This is a genomic window from Nostoc sp. FACHB-133 (assembly GCF_014698055.1).
Lineage (GTDB): Bacteria > Cyanobacteriota > Cyanobacteriia > Cyanobacteriales > Nostocaceae > Nostoc.
Map to the genome: position 1 here is coordinate 1 of NZ_JACJSH010000004.1, position 19,627 is coordinate 19,627.

A 19,627-nucleotide genomic window follows, 5' to 3' on the forward strand; every position below is an offset into this window, starting at 1 on the left:
GAGGTAATTAAAATTAAGTTTGCACGAGCTGACTGCGCCAATTGCCCCAGCCTGCATCTGTGTACTCGCACCAAAGAAAAGCGACGGTTGGTTACACTTCGGAAAGAAGCACAGTACAAAGCATTGCAAGCTGCACGAAAACAAGCAATGACTGACGAGTATAAAGCAGACTATGCTCGACGGGCTGGAATTGAAGCTACTCTCTCTGAAAGCATTCGCGCTCATGGACTCCGCCATGCTCGATATATTGGATTAGCGAAAACTCATCTGCAACATTTGATGATAGCAACGGCAATTAACTTCAAGCGCATCTTTCACTGGCTGTCCGGTGTTCCACAAGCGACCACGCGAACTTCGCAATTTGCAAAGCTTATGGCTCAGTCGGTAGGTTAAGCAATATTTCGCCAGCAGTATCAAGTTTCAAGCAGAACCAAACACTGGCACAACTGGCAAGCTAGTTGATCAAGTCAGAGATTTAGGTGGTACTTATCTCACAGATGACGTAGAAGGACTGACCATTTATTACGGCAAAAATGGCAAAGGCTACTTATTAGCATCTAGCCAAGGTGACAATACCTTTGTTGCCTACACGCGTGAAGGTAACAACGAATACGTGGGTAATTTTGCTGTTGGTAACAATGGGGCGATTGACAGTGTACAAGAGTCAGATGGTGCAGATGTAATTAATGTACCACTGGGGCCTAACTTCCCATTTGGTTTATTTGTGACTCAAGATGGCTCTAATGAACCTGCCAAAATAGTTAGCGATGAAGGTGAAGAGGAAAATGTCAGTTCTAACTTTAAGCTGGTGCGTTGGGAAAATATAGCCAATGCCTTCCCCAATTCTTTAAATATCGACACCACTAGTTACGATCCCCGCAATCCTGTTGCCCAACCCAAGCTAACTATTTATGAATTTGCAAACCTACCGAAGTTAGACACGACTTCTAAAGGTCAAGATATTTTGTTAGGTGGTTTTTCTGGGCTGTATTTCCAAGGGTTTGCAGCAAATGGCAACCTAAAATTTGTCACTAACACAGATCGGGGCCCCAATGGAGAACCTGATGGTGTCAAAAGACCATTTTTATTACCCAATTTCCAGCCAGAAATAGTTAGCTTTGAACTCAACTGCACCACAGGCGAAATCACCATTACCAACAGAACAAAGCTATTTCGCCAAGACGGAACAACGCCATTAACGGGATTGCCTAACTTGCAAGCTGTAGGAAACGGTTTAGCCTATACAGATGAAATTGCTGTTGACTTAGACAATAATGTTTTAGCTAACGATCCTTTAGGTGCTGACTTAGAAGGAATTGTAATTGCAGAAAATGGAGATTACTGGATGGTAGATGAATACCGTCCGGCAATTTACCACTTTGATGTTAATGGTAAGCTGATTGACCGTTTTATCCCTCAAGGAACTGCCACTGCACCCAACCCAGATCAACCAGCTGGAACTTTTGGCACTGAGGTTTTACCAGCAGTTTATGCCCAACGCCGCAATAACCGGGGGTTTGAAGCTGTAGCACTGGAAGGTAATAAATTATATGCCTTTATCCAGAGTCCAATTGATAGTCCAGATGTCGCCAATGATGCGACTTCCAAAGCTTCTCTCAACCTGCGAATTCTGGAGTTTGATATTGTCACCAAGCAGGTAACAGGAGAGTATTTATATCGCCTAGAAGGTCTACCGGGAACTGATAAAATTGGCGATGCAGTCTCCTTGGGCAATAGCAAATTTGCAGTAGTTGAACGAGATGACAATGGTACATCTGCTGGCAATAAACTGATTTACCAAATTGATTTAGCCGGGGCGACTAACATTAACAACCCTGCTAACTTTACCTTGCCAACTGGTAAAACTATTGAACAACTTACCTCTGCGGAGTTAACTACTGCCAATATTAACCCTGTCAGCAAGAGCTTGATTGCTAATGCTGCTCAGTTGGGTTACACCGGGGTGGAAAAATTAGAAGGTCTGGCACTGGTAGCACCCAACACCCTAGCCTTGATTAACGACAACGACTTCAACATTACGGGTAATACGGCTGCTGAAAAACTCGGCATTCTCGAACTACCTAATAATCTGACAACTGCACAGCCTACTTTCCCCGATAGCTTTGGTTCTAGCAATAACGATAATGTTACAGTTCAGCCAGAAAAAACATTCTTTGCAGGTGACGGAGCAGATTTTGTAGAGGGTACTGAAGGCAACACAATCGATGCTGGGAAAGGTGATGACACTGTGCTTATAGGCAGTAGCTCTTCAGTATCCGGGGGAGACGGTGACGATCAAGTTGTAATTGGTCAAAATGGCCCGGCTGAAAATACTAATGCTGATGGTGGCAATGGTGATGATGTTATTACCGTGCTGGAAGCCAGTGGTAGTAATAATTTGTTTGGGGCGGAAGGTGATGATAGTCTCACAGTAATTGAAGGTTCTCGTCAATCATTATTTGGTGGCTCAGGTAACGACAGCCTCAAAAGTGGCGGTAGCAATAACCGTCTTTATGGTGGTTCCGGTGATGATAAACTCTTTTCTAATGTCAATGACTCCCTGTTTGGTGGCGATCGCAATGATGTACTATTTGCTGGTCAAGGTGGTGGTAATCGCCTCAGTGGTGGTACTGGTGCTGACCAATTCTGGATTGCTAACGCCAGTTTGCCAACTAGCAAGAACATTGTGACTGATTTTGCGATCGGCATTGATAAAATCGGGCTGGGTGGTATTGATGTTACTCAGTTTAATGCCCTGACACTATTACAACAGGGTAATGATACTATCGTAAAAATCGGAAATACTGAGTTAGTTTCATTGACAGGAATTACATCAAATATTCTCACAGCAAATGACTTTATTTTCTCTGTCAGTGTTGTAGGTTAATTTGTTTGCCTGTTGTAATTGTTACAGCTTCATTACACAGCAAAAGTTAATGAAGCTGTACTCAATCATTATTGCAAAAGCAATTAAAGAGAAGGGTTATAAAGCAATACAGTTCAGATAAGACCAAAACACTTGTAGAGACGGCGATTTATCGCGTCTCAAAACCCACGATTTTGTACAAGTAGAAGTAGCCCTTAACCCAAGCGTATTGGTTATAAAGAAATTATTATTTGACGAAAGTTACAAAAGATACATCATCTCAATGTATAAAAAATAATTTTTCATGCCATCAAAAATATAGACATATTTGTTAATTGCATATTAGGTACAAGATTGCAATACAAGATTTCTTAACCAGTCCACAATTTATTCACAACTTTTGCTATGTATCTTAATTAATATGCGATTGGCATTGTTAATTAAGATACTAAAAAGCTCTAGGGGAATGGCAATTGTAGTGGTGGTTGAGATTTAATAATTCAGACTCAAAAAGCTGACAAGTCAATTACATTTTTTCAGCCTAAAACTATTAGTTTTTCCTCACCATATTACTTTTTTATTTCACTAGAGCGAAGACCATCTCAACAATTAAACACAGGGAGATTCTCTTTCATGGCTAAGAATGTCATCATAATGATTGGGGATGGTATGGGCTGGGAAATGGCTCGTGCTGCGTCCATCTACAAAGAGATTCAAAATGGTAAGACAGGTGCTAACCTAAGTGATTTTTATACACAAGGTAAAGGTCAAGGACTCAACTTTCAAACACTCCAAGGCTACGGTTTAGCAACCACCTACGGGACAACGATCGCTGGTAGTAATGGAGTTTTTAGCACTGGTAATTCGGCTCTTGACGGGACTAATCCCATCACAGGAGAAAGCCCAGTTCGCTCTGGTTTCACCTTTGATCCAACTTCTAACCCAGGCAATACCCCAACAGGTGGCGCAAAAGTCAGTGATGGTGCTGTTGGGAACCTAGTAGGTTATGACCCTAGCAGAGGTGGCGTTAACCCTTGGACTCCGGGTAATGATCCTGAATATATTAAGTACAGTTATCCTGACTCTGCAAACACCGCAACAACTCTGTACACTGGCGTTAAAAGCTACAATAACGCTGTTGGCGTTGATATTTTCGAGAATCCTTTAGAAACAATTCTCAAAACTGCGAACGAAGTTGGTAAATCTACTGGTTTAGTAACTTCAGTTCCCATTGATCATGCAACACCTGCCGCTGCTGCTGCCAACGTTAATCGTCGCAGCAAGTATGATGCTGACTATCCGGCATTAGACAACATCCTGCAACAGCAACTCCGTGTCTATCAACCGACGGTATTACTTGGTGGTGGACACCCACTCTCTGCTCCTGGAGATTTACTACCAAACGGGGTTGAGCCGAATACGAGCAATGAATTCATTCGTCAATCTACTTATACAGAACTTAGCACTAAACCCACAAACAACCTCTACGATTACACCTTTTTAGAGCGGGGTGAGAACGCCGCCCAGAAACTTGCTGAAACTGCGGCGACAATCGATCCAGAAAAAGGCGATCGCCTCTTCGGTCTGTACGGTGCGCGTGGTCAAAATGGTAACTTGCCTGTCAGTTCTGCCAACGGTGACTACAGCACCACTGGTTTAGATATGTTCAGCGTTTTCGCTAACCAAGGTGATAACGCCAAAGTGGACACTACACGTCCACTGCTGCCTGGAGAGACGGATGCATCTTTCATTGCCAAAGAGGTTAACGAAAACCCAACGCTCAATGACTTGACAAATGCTGCATTAGATGTATTGGCTAAAGACCCTGATGGTTTCTGGTTAATGGTTGAAGGTGGCGATATCGATTGGTCTGCCCATGATAACAACATAGACAACTTGATCGGCACCACGTTGGACTTCGATAAGGCAGTTGGATCTACGATTGACTGGATCAATAACAATGGTGGTTGGGATGAAAACCTACTAATTGTTACAGCTGACCACGATCACTACCTGACTCTCGACGGTGATTTTCCAACTTTAGTACAAAATCAAGGTGCTGAAGCATTAACTAATTTGGATACTCCAGCAGAAGTTGGGCACTACTGGGGATCTGATCCCACTGTCAAGTATGGTTGGGGAACTCACACCAACCGTCCGGTACCTGTTTACTACCAAGGTGCTGGTTCTGAAGTGTTAAATAGCTTAGTAGGTAAAGGTTATAACGCCTACGGTTCTGATATTCCTGGAATTGCGGGTTTAAACGATCAAACCCACATCTATCAGACGATGTTTGCTTCAATAGTGCCAAAAGTTGAGTTAGTAGGTTTTGCTTCTTTACCTGCTGATACCTTTAGTGATGGCCCAGCTTCTGGTGCAGAAATTTCAGCCAATGGTAGAACCGGGCCTTTCCCCGGACAGCCAATACAAGGCTTTAGCGGTGTCCAATTTGCTAACAGTAACTCTTTGTACTTCTTGTCAGATAACGGTTACGGTAGCAAAGATAATAGCGAAGATTTTCTGCTAAGAATCAATCGTGTAGACCCGAATTTTAAGGGAACAGAGAATGGAGACGGCAGCGTTAAAGTTTTAGACTACATTCAACTGTCTGACCCTAACAACAAAGTTCCTTTCCAAATTGTGAATGAGGGAACTACTGGAAGATTACTGACTGGTGCAGACTTTGATGTAGAATCATTCGTCTTTGATAAAGACGGGACAATTTGGGTTGGAGAAGAGTTTGGCCCCTACCTGCTGCATTTTGATGCCAGTGGTAAGTTATTAGAGGCTCCGATCGCTACACCCGACCAATTCAAAACATTAGATGGAGAAGCACCTAAAGTTATTGGTCACAGAGGTGCAAGTGGCTATCGTCCAGAACATACCTTAGAGTCTTATAAGCAAGCAATTGAGCGAGGTGCTGACTTTATTGAGCCTGACTTAGTAGTTACAAAAGATGGTGTGCTAATTGCTCGTCATGAGCCAGCTTTAGCAGTTTTGAACGCTGATGGCACTGTCAATTTCAGCAACACAACCACAGATGTCTACAAACATCCAGAGTTTGCCGATCGCAAGAAAACGGTAAGTTTAGATGGCAACACAATTACAGGTTGGTTTGCTGAAGACTTCACCTTAGCTGAAATCAAAACTTTACGCGCAGAAGAACGTCTACCTTTTAGAGATCACTCCTTTGATGGTCAATTTGAAATTCCTACCCTCACAGAAATCATCAACTTGGTTAAGCAAGTAGAAGCCGACACAGGTAAAAAGATTGGCATCTATCCTGAAACTAAGCATCCAACCTATTTGGCCGATGAAGCTACTTATGTCGGCACCACGGACAAAATCAACAGAAACATCAGCCAGTTATTAATTGATACGCTCAAGGCAAATAACTTCACTGATCCAAGTCGGATCTTCATCCAGTCCTTTGAAGTGGGCAACCTCAAGGAACTACATGATACCATCATGCCTGCGGCTGGAGTGGATATTCCCCTAGTTCAATTGCTAGATGCAAGTGACATTGATATCAACGGCAAAATCATCGAAAGTCAGCCTTATGATTTGAAAGTCAGTGGTGACACTCGCACCTATGGCGACTTGCGAACTCCAGAAGGCTTGGCTGAAGTTGCCACTTATGCTGATGGCCTTGGTCCTTGGAAGCGGATGATTGTTAGCGTCAAAGGTACTGATGCTAATGGTGATGGCAAAGCTGATGATGTGAATGGGGATGGAGCAGTTAATGATGCTGATAAGACTACATTACCTCCTTCAACCTTAATTCAAGATGCTCACAACGCAGGGTTGCAGGTTCATCCTTACACCTTCCGGGCGGAAGATCAGTATTTAGCAGCAGATTACAAAGGAAAGCTAGAGCTAGAAATTCAGCAGTTCTATCAATTAGGTGTAGACGCACTATTTAGTGATTTCCCAGATATCGCGGATGAAGTACGGGATCAACTCAGAGATGATCCTCAGTATAATGTGGTGCGATCGCCACAAAATCCTGATGTGCTTTCAGGAGATGCCTTTGCTAACTTGGGTGGCTCCAAAGGTTTTGAAGGTGGAGCAATTAACGCCAGCAAAACCAAGCTCTATATGCTGCTAGAGGGTACAGTTCAAGGCGATACTCCTGGTGCTTTGCGGATTAACGAATTTGACCTTGCTAGCCACAAGTACACTGATAAAAAACTATACTATAGATTGGATAATCCGTCAAATGCGATCGGGGATTTAGCAGTCATTAACGATAATGAGTATCTAGTCATTGAGCGGGATAATGGTCAAGGAGCCTCAGCTAAATTCAAGCGGATCTACAAAATTGACTTGTCTAAAGCAGATTCTAATGGTTATGTAGCCAAAGAAGAAGTTGCAGACTTGTTAAATATCCAAGACCCCAAGGACCTGAATGGGGATGGTAAGACCACATTCGACTTCCCATTTGTCACAATTGAAAACGTTTTAGTTGTTGACAAAAACACCATTTTGGTTGCTAATGACAACAATTATCCCTTCTCTACAGGTCGTCCTGGAAATGATCCTCAAAATCCAGTCATAGATAACAATGAAATTCTACTGCTGAAGTTGGAGAAGCCCCTTAACCTTGCTCCTGGTTTAGGTCAACCTCAAACTGAAGAAATTAACTTTGGCTCTACTACCAGCGATGATATTACCGTTGAGCCAAATCAAACCCTATTCACAGGTGACGGAGCAGACTTTGTAGAAGGTACTAAAGGGAACACAATCCAGACTGGAAACGGTGAAGACACGGTACTAGCTGGCAGCGACTCTTCAGTATCCACAGGAGATGGTAACGATCAGATATTTATTGGTCAAAATGGCCCGGCTCAAAATACCAGTGCTGATGGTGGCAATGGTAATGATGTTATTACCGTAGTGGAAGCTAGTGGTAGTAATAATTTACTTGGAGCGGCAGGTGATGATAGTCTTACCGTAATTGAAGGTTCTCGTCAATCATTATTTGGTGGCTCAGGTAATGACACCCTCATTAGTGGCGGTAGCAATAACCGTCTCTACGGTGGTTCTGGCGATGACAAACTCTTCTCCAGTGTGAATGATTCCTTGTCTGGTGGCGATGGTGACGATGTGCTATTTGCTGGTCAACAGGGCGGTAATCGCTTAACTGGTGGTACTGGTGCTGACCAATTCTGGATTGCTAACGCCAGTCTGCCAACTAGCAAGAACATTGTGACTGATTTTGCGATCGCCATTGATAAAATCGGACTGGGCGGTATTGGTGTTACTCAATTCAGTGCTTTAACACTATTGCAACAGGGTAGCGATACTTTGGTGAAAGCCGGAAATACAGAGTTGGCTTCATTAGTTGGAATTACATCAACAAACCTCACAGCAAATGATTTCGTTTTTTCTGCTAGTGTCGTTTAGCTCAAGAATGATTACAGCTTAGGTTCAATGTTCAAAATGAATTAAGCTGTAGCGATTTTGCTAACTCTAAAGAGTGATATTGCAATCATATTTTGATTTGCTCTCTATCTAAAGGATTAGATCCCCGACTTCTTGAGGAGTTGGGGATTTTTTTGTCCAAAATCTTAACTTGTTTATAACTTTCCTTAAACATTGAACAACTATCTTTTGAGACAGTAACCAAAGTTAAGTTCATTTAATTGTCTGCACTATTTTGTGTGGACACTAAGCATTTTGTCGCCAAATACTATTTAGGTTTCTGTAGCCAAGAATTTTTTGCTTGGGTTGAGCGTAATTAATCGCTCATACAGATACACAATTGCTGCGATTAATCGTAGCTCACAATACTTAAGGAATAGTAAGCATGGCTGATACAAATGGCAATGGTAGAAATGTCATTATTTTTGTTGCGGATGGATTGCGTAACGGTTCTGTAAACCCTATTGATACCCCAACTTTATATAGTGTCCGTCAGCAGGGAGTTAGTTTCGCCAATAGCCATTCATTATTTCCCACATTTACCACCCCGAATGCTTCTGCGATCGCAACTGGGCATTATCTTGGCGATACAGGTGATTTTAGCAACACCATCTACACTGGTTTTCCTAGCCCTAATGCTAATGGTAGTGTCACCCCGTTCATTGAAAGCGATCCTGTTCTGGGGGATATAGATGAAAAGTTCCCCGGTAACAACTTTTTAGATGAAGAGTCACTCTTAGCTTACGCGCGATCGCAGGGTTTCAACACAGCAGCAGTTGGTAAACTAGGCCCAGTTGCCATCCAAGATGTCACACAAGTTAACCGAGAAGGTGGTACTACAGGTACTATTCCTACTCCTGATACAATTATTATTGATGACACTACAAATGGTGCAACCCCGCCGCCTACAGCCGCAGGTTCACCTTCTGCTGTTCCACTCGATCCAGATATTGTCGCTCGTTTACAAGCGGCTGGTCTAGATGTAAAACCGACAACGCGAGTCCAGCCAGCTGGTAACAATACAACTCCAGGGACTCTAAATGCCAATGTCGCTCAACAACAATATTTTGCAGATGCCACTACCAAAGTAATTTTACCCAAGTTTCAGGAAGATGGTAAACCATTTGCATTGGTTTACTGGTCAAGAGATCCCGATGGTAGTCAACATAATCAGGGTGATAGCTTAAACACCTTGACACCAGGCATTAATGGCTCTACTTCCAAAGCTGGGGTCAAAAATGCTGATAATAATTTAAAGCAGCTTCTTGACTATCTTAAAAGCACTGGCTTAGACAAGACTACTGATGTCTTTATTACTGCTGACCACGGTTTTTCTACCATCAGCAAACAAGCTATTGATAGCCAAGGCACAAAAACTACAAGTTATGCTGCCACCCAAACTTATGCGGGTGTAAATCCGGGATTTCTACCAGCAGGTTTTGTTGCAATTGATTTGGCTCACGATCTCGGTCTACCCTTATACGATCCTAACCCTACAACCCTTCCCCCAGACCTCAACCAGATCCAGTATGCAACTGTTGATGCTACAAAAGGCCAACGTCCTATTTCTGGGAATGGTGTAATTGGTGGTACAGGTGAGGTAATTAATGGCCAACTTGACCCAGGTACAAAGATAGTTGTAGCTGCCAATGGTGGATCTGACCTGATTTATCTGCCCAATGGCAATGCTGACTTAGCCAAACAGGTAGTAAATTTGCTTTCGCAAAAAGATTACATCAGTGGGATTTTTGTAGACGATGCTTATGGAGACATCCCAGGCGCTTTACCACTAAGTGCGATCGGGCTAAAAGGTGATGCTAAAACACCAGTTCCATCTATAGTTATCAACTTCAAAACCTTTAGCACCGACCCAAGCAACCCAAACAACCCTCAAGCTCAAGTAGAAATTGCTGATACAACTTTGCAGCAAGGACAGGGGATGCATGGCAGCTTTGGTCGAGGTGATACCTTCAATAACATGGAGGCTATTGGCCCCGACTTTAAACAAGGCTATGTGGACTACGCACCTGTTAGTAATGCTGATGTAACGCCTACACTTGCTCGAATTTTAGAGTTAGATATTCCCAGTAATGGCGATTTGAAAGGTCGTGCTATTACAGAAGCATTGGTGGGAAGCCTAGATGTAGTTCCCTCCACTAAAGAAGTCTTGACTTCGGAAGAAACTGCTAATGGCCAAGCAACAATTCTGGATTTTCAGAGTGTAGGCAATACCCAGTACTTTACAGCCGCAGGGTTTGATGGTCGCACTGTTGGACTAACAACACTAGACCTTCAATTTGGTTCTACCAGTAGTGATGATGTCACCCTCAAGCCGAATCAAACTTTATTTGCAGGTGACGGCGCAGACTTTGTAGAAGGTACTAAAGATAACACAATCGTGACTGGGACTGGTGAAGATACGGTACTAGTCGGCAGTGGCTCTTCAGTATCCACAGGAGATGGTAACGATCAAGTTTTTATTGGCATAAATGGCCCTGCTAGTAACACTAGTGCCGATGGTGGCAATGGTAATGACGAAGTTGCTGTAGTGGAAGCCAATGGTAGTAATAATTTGTTTGGAGGCGCAGGTGCTGATACTCTCACAGTCGTTGAAGGTTCGCGTCAACTGTCCTTCGGTGGCTCTGGTAACGATACCCTCAAGAGTAACGGTAGCAATAACCGCCTCTACGGTGGTTCTGGCGATGACAAACTCTTCTCTAGTGTGAATGATTCCCTGTTTGGTGGCGATGGTGATGATGTGCTATTTGCTGGTCAACAGGGCGGTAATCGCTTAACTGGTGGTACTGGTGCTGACCAATTTTGGATTGCTAACGCCAGTCTGCCAACTAGCAAGAACATTGTGACTGATTTTGCGATCGCCATTGATAAAATCGGACTGGGCGGTATTGGTGTTACTCAATTTAGTGCTTTAACACTATTGCAACAGGGTAGCGATACTTTGGTGAAAGCCGGAAATACAGAGTTGGCTTCATTGGTTGGAGTTACATCGACTAGCCTCACAGCAAATGACTTCGTTTTCTCAGCTAGTGTAATTTAACCTAAAGATGATTACGATTACAGCTTTAAATTCAACAATTAAGCTGTAGTAAGTTGGCTATTGCGGGGGAGTAATACTCCCTCGCCTTTGATATCCTGTTTTATCCTGTGATTCTTAAAGCTGTTCTAGTTATGCTCGCCCTAATCATCCAAGTTAAATGTAGAACAGCTTAATATTTTACAATATACATGACACGAATACTTAGAGAGGGACGTACATCTATACGCCCCTACAACCGACTAATGCCTTACAAAGATTTATGCCAATTGTATAAGTCCTAACTGTTTTGTACTATAAAATATTGAAAGTATTAAGTATTAATAAGTAGAATTAGGGCACAAAAAATTTTGATGGTCATAGCCTGGAGTTCAACCTACCTCCAAAAGGATTCCATTGCTTGCTTATCGGCTGGTAAAATCGCTGTCTTGCTTGCCCATCAAGGCATTGATTCTTCTTATCCTCTCAAATAAGCTAACGTACAGTTAATACTCTCATTGCAAATCACCTCTAAAGTTTTAATTTTCAATGAAGATGTATTGAAAATAACTCAGATTTTGAGGAAATAGGTCAAAATAAAAAAACTAAATCTAAGAGTCAGTGCCTTTCCATATAAACATTATAGGATTGCGGCATGATTTCTTGTCAAATTAGTCTTGAAATATAATTTAAAAATTAGAAATATGGCTAAAAAAGGTAATTAAAAATACTAGTGTTTAAACAAATCTTGCGTGGTGTTGGAGCTATATTTATTTTTCAGACATCATAAGTTATCGTTACTTATTTATCTCGAAACAATATCGTAGTCAACTTACATAGGTTACTGGCTTATCCAAAAATCTATATCTATATAAAAGTATCTCTCAATATGAATTTTAGAACAAACCTTAGTATTTTTTACTCAGTAATAATTCTGATTTTGTATAGTTTAGTAGTAACATTAGCTGCAACGTTAAACTTGACATTTGTTGAGTTAAAAATGCAGCACTACTTAAAAACTACAAGTTTTGCAAAAAGATTTATTTTTTGCGGAAATAAAATATGAAAGCAATAACTGATTCATTAGCTAAAAATAAAAATCAATTTTTGGTAACTGAGTGTCAAACATCATTATCATCAGATAATAACTTAGAACGATATAATTTAACATTACCTATCTTGAAAGAATCCGAAAAAGACCTACTGATCGAGTGGAATAAGACTCAAACAGATTATCCTCAGCAAGCGTGTATTCATCAGTTGTTTGAAGCACAGGTTGAGAAAACACCTGATGCTGTAGCATTAATATTTAATAATCAGCATCTCACCTATAGAGATTTAAATAGTCGTGCTAATCAACTGGCACAATATCTACAAACACTAGGTATAGGAGCAGAAACTCTTGTAGGTATCTGCATAGAGCGCTCCTTAGAAATGGTTGTAGCACTTTTAGCTATTCTCAAAGCAGGTGGAGCTTATGTACCACTAGATCCAGGGTATCCACGAGAACGTTTAGCTTTTATGCTATTAGATACCCAGGTATCTATACTATTAACTCAAAAAGAACTAGTTGCTAAATTACCTACTCATACAGCATTTGTAATTTGCCTAGATGTAGATTGGCATATAATCGCCCAAAATAAAAAAGAGAACCTAAGCACTAACGTCACTGCTGAAAATTTGGCTTATGTCATGTATACATCAGGTTCTACAGGTACACCCAAAGGGGTTAGTGTTATCCATCGTGGTGTAGTTAGATTGGTCAAAGAAACTAATTATGCTCACCTCACGGCTGAAGAAATAATTCTGCAACTTGCTCCTATTTCCTTCGATGCTTCAACTTTTGAAATTTGGGGTTGCTTACTTAACGGTGGGCAACTAATAATTTGCCCTCCTCATACACCATCATTAGAAGAATTAGGGCAGATTATTCAACAATATCAAGTCACTACTCTTTGGCTGACAGCCGGCTTATTCCATCTCATAGTGGATGAAAAAATTGATGCGTTAAAATCTTTGCGTCAACTTTTAGCGGGTGGCGATGTCTTATCTGTTCCCCATGTGCAGAAGTTTCTCCAAACAGTAGAGAACTGTCGGCTAATTAATGGTTATGGGCCAACTGAGAATACAACTTTTACCTGCTGCCATCTTATAACAGCGCCACTGCAACCAGGTGTATCTATTCCTATTGGTCGCCCAATTGCTAATACCCAAGTTTATATATTAGACAACAACTTTCAAGCAGTAGCAATTGGAGAAATTGGCGAATTGTACATTGCTGGAGATGGATTAGCTAGAGGGTATTTGAATCGCCCCGAATTGACTGCCGAAAAATTTATTTCTCACTCATTTCATAGCAATTTAGCAACCCGCCTTTACAAAACTGGAGATTTAGCTCGTTATCTTCCAGATGGCAATATCGAGTTCTTAGGTCGGATTGACAATCAAGTAAAAATTCGCGGTTTCCGAATTGAACTAGGGGAAATTGAGCGGGAGATTGCACAACATCCTGATGTTCGGGAAATTGTTGTTTTAGCTCGTCAGGATGAAACAGGTGAAAAGCAGTTGACTGCTTATATTGTTCCTCACTATAACAGTAGATATACACACAATAATTTACGTAGTTTTTTACAGCAGCAACTACCTCATTACATGGTGCCATCGGCATTTGTGATGTTAGAGTCACTGCCTTTGACTGCAAATGGCAAAGTAGATAGACATAAATTGCCAGCACCAAGTAGAGAACGTCCGCAACTGGAACAAGCTTATATTGCTCCCCAAACCGATTTAGAGCGTCTGCTTGCAGGTATTTTATCCGAACTGCTCAAAATCGATCGCGTTGGGATTGATGATAATTTCTTTGATTTAGGAGGAACTTCAATATCAATTCTGCAAGTTGCTGGGCGAGTCAAACAGGAACTTGGTATTGAACTACCTGCTGTAAAGCTATTTCAGTATTCAACGATTGGCTCTTTAGCAAAATATTTGCATTCAAACCAGAACAGCCAACCGTCTCATGACAAGCTGCAAAATCGCGCTCAACGCCAACAAGCAGCCCAAGCTCGTCGCCGTAATCAGCAACAAGGTGTTTAAGCAATGGTAAATATGCAAACCTCAGATAACCAAGATCCTATTGATGGTGTTGCCATTATCGGCATGGTAGGAAGATTTCCTGGCGCTGGCAATGTTGATGAGTTTTGGCGCAATCTGTGTGAGGGATTAGAGTCAACGACTTTTTTTCAAGATGAAGAATTAGATCTCAGCATTGACCCGAACCTTTGCAAAGATCCCAGTTATGTAAAAGCTAGAGGAATCATTCCTGGGGGAGAAACTTTTGATGCTGCCTTCTTTGGCATTAATCCAATGGAAGCTGTGGTTATGGACCCACAAGCCAGAGTTTTTCTAGAGTTGGTTTATGAAGCTCTAGAAAATGCTGGTTATGAATCAGAATCTTTCGATGGTTTGATTGGTTTATACGCTGGTTGTGGTCAAAATACTTATTTTGCCAACCATATTTCTGGACGTATGGAAATTGTCGATCGCATCGGCGAGTTCCAGACGATGTTAGCAAATGAAAAAGACTTTTTAACCACCCGTGCTGCTTACAAGCTCAACCTTAAAGGTCCGGCTGTCAGTGTTAATACAGCTTGCTCTACTTCTTTAGTAGCAATTATTCAAGCTTGTCAAGCCTTAAGCAGCTATCAGTGCGATATGGCTTTAGCTGGTGGTGTATCCATGACTACACCCCAAAATAGCGGTTATATGGCTCAAGAAGGCAGTATGCTGTCTGGAGATGGTCATTGTCGTCCCTTTGATGCCAGCGCTCAGGGCACAATGTTCAACAATGGTGCAGGAATAGTTGTCCTCAAGCGTTTAGAAGATGCACTCAATGAAGGCGATCGCATCTATGCCGTAATTCGTGGTTCAGGTATTAATAATGATGGCGCTGATAAAGTAAGCTTTACGGCTCCCAGCGTAGACGGACAAGCAGAAGCCGTTGCAATGGCGCAAGCTTATGCCAACTTCCACCCAGAAACCATCTCTTATATTGAAGCTCACGGCACAGCTACACCTTTAGGCGACCCCATTGAAATTGAAGCGCTGACGCAAGCATTTCGTGTGCATACAGATGCCAAACAATTTTGTGCGATCGGCTCTCTGAAAAGCAATGTCGGACATTTAGTTGCGGCTGCTGGGGTAGCAGGATTAATTAAAACTGTTCTTGCCCTCCATTATAAAAAGATTCCACCTAGCTTAAATTTTGAGGCTCCCAATCCCAAGATTGACTTTGCCAACAGCCCCTTCTATGTAAATACCAAACTAGCTGAATGGCCAGAAGGTGAAACTCCGCGACGAGCCGGTGTAAGTTCTTTTGGTGTCGGTGGGACTAATGCTCATATTGTGCTGGAAGAAGCGCCACAAATTCAAAATTCTGGATCTTCTCGTCCACAGCAGCTATTGTTGCTCTCGGCAAAAACTAGTACAGCCTTAGAAGCTGCAACAGCAAATTTGCAGCAACATCTCCAGTACAATGCTGAAATTAACTTAGCCGATGTAGCTTATACCCTACAGCGAGGGCGCAAAGCCTTAAATTATCGACGTAGTGTAGTTTGTCACGACATCACAGATGCGATCGCGGCCTTACAATCTTTAGATCCCAATCAAGTAAATACCCGTCATACAGAAATCCGTAATCCAGCCGTTGCCTTCATGTTCCCCGGACAAGGGTCGCAATATGTGGATATGGGACTGAATCTCTACAACCGCGAACCTGTGTTTCAGGAGGTAGTAGATGAATGTGCAGAAATCCTTAAACCATTACTGGGCGGTGATTTACGAAAAATTATATATCCCGCGCCAAGCGATCGCGAAACTGCGGCTATTGCCCTAAAGCAAACCTGCTTTACTCAACCAGCATTATTCGTCGTTGAATACGCTTTAGCGCAACTGTGGCAAAGTTGGGGAGTCAAGCCCCAAGCGATGATTGGTCACAGCATTGGCGAATTTGTCGCCGCCTGTATTGCGGGTGTATTCACCTTAGAAGATGCACTGATGTTGGTTGCAAATCGCGGTCGCTTCATGTGGGACTTACCAGAAGGGGCTATGCTCTCAGTGCGCTTACCAGCTAAAGAGGTAGAGCCGCGATTGAGTGCAGAATTAGCGATCGCCGCAATTAACGGTCCTTCCCTGTGTGTAGTTTCTGGACCAACAGAGGCGATCGCGGCTCTGCAAAAACAACTAGAAAGCGAAGAAGTTGTCTGTCGCCGTTTACACACCTCCCACGCTTTCCATTCCCCAATGATGGATGACATCATAGCCCCCTTTGCAGAGGTAGTTAGGAAAGTTAAATTATCACCTCCTCAAATTCCCTTTGTTTCCACAGTTACCGCCGACTGGATTACAGCCCAGCAAGCAACTGATCCGATGTATTGGGCTACACATCTACGTCAGACTGTGCGATTTGCACAGGGCATACAAACCTTATGGCAGCAACCAGAACGCGTATTGTTAGAAGTTGGGCCGCGAATTACAACTACGACCTTAGCCCGCCAACAAGCAAAAGATATTAAACAACAGATAGCGATCGCTTCTCTGGGCGATAACGCTGAGAACGAAGCCGAATGGACAGCGTTACTCAAGGCAGTAGGACAACTGTGGTTAGCAGGAGTATCTATTGACTGGAGCAACTTCTATCAAAGGGAAACGCGACAACGAATTCCTCTTCCTACCTATCCCTTTGAACGCCAACGCTTCTGGATTGATCCTTTACCTCATCCCAATCGCACAGCAACTCCCAAACCTTCAAATCCCCAGTTAGAAAAGACCCAAGATATGACAAAATCTCCTCAGCAAAAGCTTATTCCTCTGCTAAAAGAAATTATTGAAGAAACATCAGGATTGGAAATCGCTAGTGTTGACGATTCGACAACATTTTTAGAAATGGGATTAGATTCTTTATCACTGACTCAAGTGGGGCTAGCGTTAAAGAAAAAATTTCAAGTAAAGGTAACACTTAGGCAGTTACTAGAAATTTACCCCAATTTAGGAACACTGGCTGACTTTATCAATCCAGCTTTGTCTCCCGAAACTTTATCCGCATTACGATTAACAGAAACCGTTACAGAACCAATTCCCGAAGTACCATTACCAGCACCTGCAACCACATCACCCACTTTGGTAGTGCATGAAGTTCATACAAATGGATCTGCACCTCAGATTTCTACCCAACCTGCTGCATCCAGTTTCTTCGAAAATGTGATTAATCAGCAGCTACAAATCATGAGTCAGCAATTGGCACTATTGGGTAACAACAGTCAACCTGTAACAATCCCAGTTGTACCTGCGGCGACACCTCAAAATAATGGTGTCAAACCACAAAACGCCGTATCTATCCCAGCGACTCAAACGAGCAAAGAATCACCTGCATCGGTAGACACGGAATTAAATGGCGCTAAAAAGGCATTTGGTGCGGCTGCTCGAATTGAAAAAACCCAGACTAAAACTCTGACAACGCAACAACGCACTCATCTAGACAAAATTATTCAAAGATACACACAACGGACTAAAAAATCCAAAGAATATACTCAATCCCATCGCCCTTATTTGGCAGATCCAAGAACTGTTTCTGGCTTTAACCCGACGATGAAAGAGATGGTTTATCCCATCGTCGCGTCTCGTTCATCGGGTTCTAAACTTTGGGATCTTGATGGCAATGAATATGTCGATTTAAGCAATGGTTTTGGTTTGAATTTGTTTGGTTGGTCGCCACCTTTTATTACCGAAGCAATTGAAGCGCAACTGAAACTGGGTATGGAAATTGGGCCGCAGACTCCCTTAGTTGGAGAAGTGGCAAAGCTGATGTGTGAGTTGACCAACTTTGACCGAGCAGCCTTTTGCAATACAGGTTCGGAAGCGGTTTTGGGAGCGATGCGGATGGCACGCACCATCACAGGGCGTAACTTAATCGCCATCTTTTCTGGAGCTTATCACGGTATTTTGGATGAAGTAATTGTTCGGGGGACAAAAAAACTCCGGTCAATTCCTGCTGCTCCCGGTATCCCACCGGAAATGGTAGAGAACATTTTGGTGGTGGACTACGATTCACCTGAGTCTCTAGAAATTCTTAGAAGTCGGGCTGATGAATTAGCAGCAGTGATGGTTGAATCTGTGCAAAGCCGTCGCCCTGAATACCAGCCCAAGGAATTCCTTCAGCAATTGCGTGATTTCACGGAAGAAGCTGGTATTGCTCTAATTTTTGATGAAATCGTTACCGGATTTAGAATTCATCCAGGTGGCGCTCAGGCACATTTTGGTATCAAAGCTGATATAGCAACCTACGGCAAGATTGTGGGCGGTGGACTACCGATTGGAGTCATTGCTGGAAAATCGCAATATATGGATGCTTTAGATGGTGGATTTTGGCAGTTTGGGGATGACTCAGTTCCAGAAGTTGGCGTGACTTACTTTGCCGGCACTTTTGTCCGCCATCCTTTAGCACTAGCAGCCGCCAAAGCAGTACTTCAACATTTAAAACAGAGTGGCCCCAGCTTGCAGCAAAATCTCAATGCAAGAACCGATAAGTTTGTAGCGGAACTTATGGGCTATTTCCAGAAAGTTCAGGCTCCGTTTACAGCTTATAACTTCGGCTCCCTGTTTATGGTGAAATCTGCACCAGAGTTTCCTTATGGAGACTTACTATTTTATTTACTGCGGGATAAGGGAGTGCATACTTGGGATCACCGTCCTTGCTTTTTGACAACAGCTCATTCCGAAGCCGATCTAGCTTTTGTAATGGCAGCCTTTAAAGAAAGTATTGCCGAAATGCAGTCTGCTGGCTTTTTGTCTGCACCGCCCATAGAAGTAACAAACACTGAAGTTACCAATAACAGCCTACGTAATCGTCCTCCGCAACCTAATGCCAAATTAGGACGAGATCCCCAAGGCAACCCCGCCTGGTATATCCCCGATACCGAGCGACCTGGGAAGTATTTACAAGTTGCAAGTGTTTCCTGAGTACTTTAAAAAATTGGCGTTGCTGATTGAAAGTATGAAGCCATATCAAAAAATGTCAATTCCTACTCCAATTCAGCAACACCAAAAATTAACTGTGTTTGCAAATATTAAATACTCATCGATTAGGGATTTTTATATTAACTGATAATCTACTTAAACCTGGTTCAAGTCAGTCCTAACCAGATCATAGTAGAAATTAAAAGCTAAACTTTTGACAGATTTAATATAGCAAAATAATTATTATAAATAGCGTGGGCAATGCCTACCAAAATCATAATCTGGTGAACAAT

Annotated in this window: 5 protein-coding genes and 1 pseudogene; all 6 read left to right on the forward strand. The window is 42.5% G+C overall.

Annotated features, from left to right (window positions below; translation table 11 throughout):
- A partial coding sequence (locus tag H6G86_RS04705; RefSeq protein ID WP_190933353.1) for a transposase occupies positions 1-393 on the forward strand: 393 nt, incomplete at its 5' end.
- Positions 394-415: 22 nt separating this feature from the next.
- Positions 416-2,887 (forward strand): annotated as a pseudogene (locus tag H6G86_RS04710) (phytase); the annotation flags it as partial.
- Between the two features lie 612 nt (positions 2,888-3,499).
- A complete protein-coding gene (locus H6G86_RS04720; protein ID WP_242064695.1) occupies positions 3,500-8,272 on the forward strand; it encodes an esterase-like activity of phytase family protein in 4,773 nt (1,590 codons plus the stop codon).
- A 403-nt stretch (positions 8,273-8,675) separates the two neighbouring features.
- The gene (locus H6G86_RS04725; RefSeq protein WP_190933354.1) at positions 8,676-11,348 is read left to right on the forward strand and encodes an alkaline phosphatase family protein; all 2,673 of its coding nucleotides are present in this window, start codon (positions 8,676-8,678) and stop codon (positions 11,346-11,348) included.
- Between the two features lie 1,038 nt (positions 11,349-12,386).
- Positions 12,387-14,417: a non-ribosomal peptide synthetase gene (locus H6G86_RS04730; RefSeq protein WP_190933355.1), complete on the forward strand. Its 2,031-nt coding sequence runs from the start codon at positions 12,387-12,389 to the stop codon at positions 14,415-14,417.
- 3 nt (positions 14,418-14,420) lie between these two features.
- On the forward strand, positions 14,421-19,337 hold the full coding sequence (locus H6G86_RS04735; protein WP_190933356.1) for a type I polyketide synthase: 4,917 nt from the start codon (positions 14,421-14,423) through the stop codon (positions 19,335-19,337).
- The last annotated feature ends 290 nt before the right edge of the window (positions 19,338-19,627 follow it).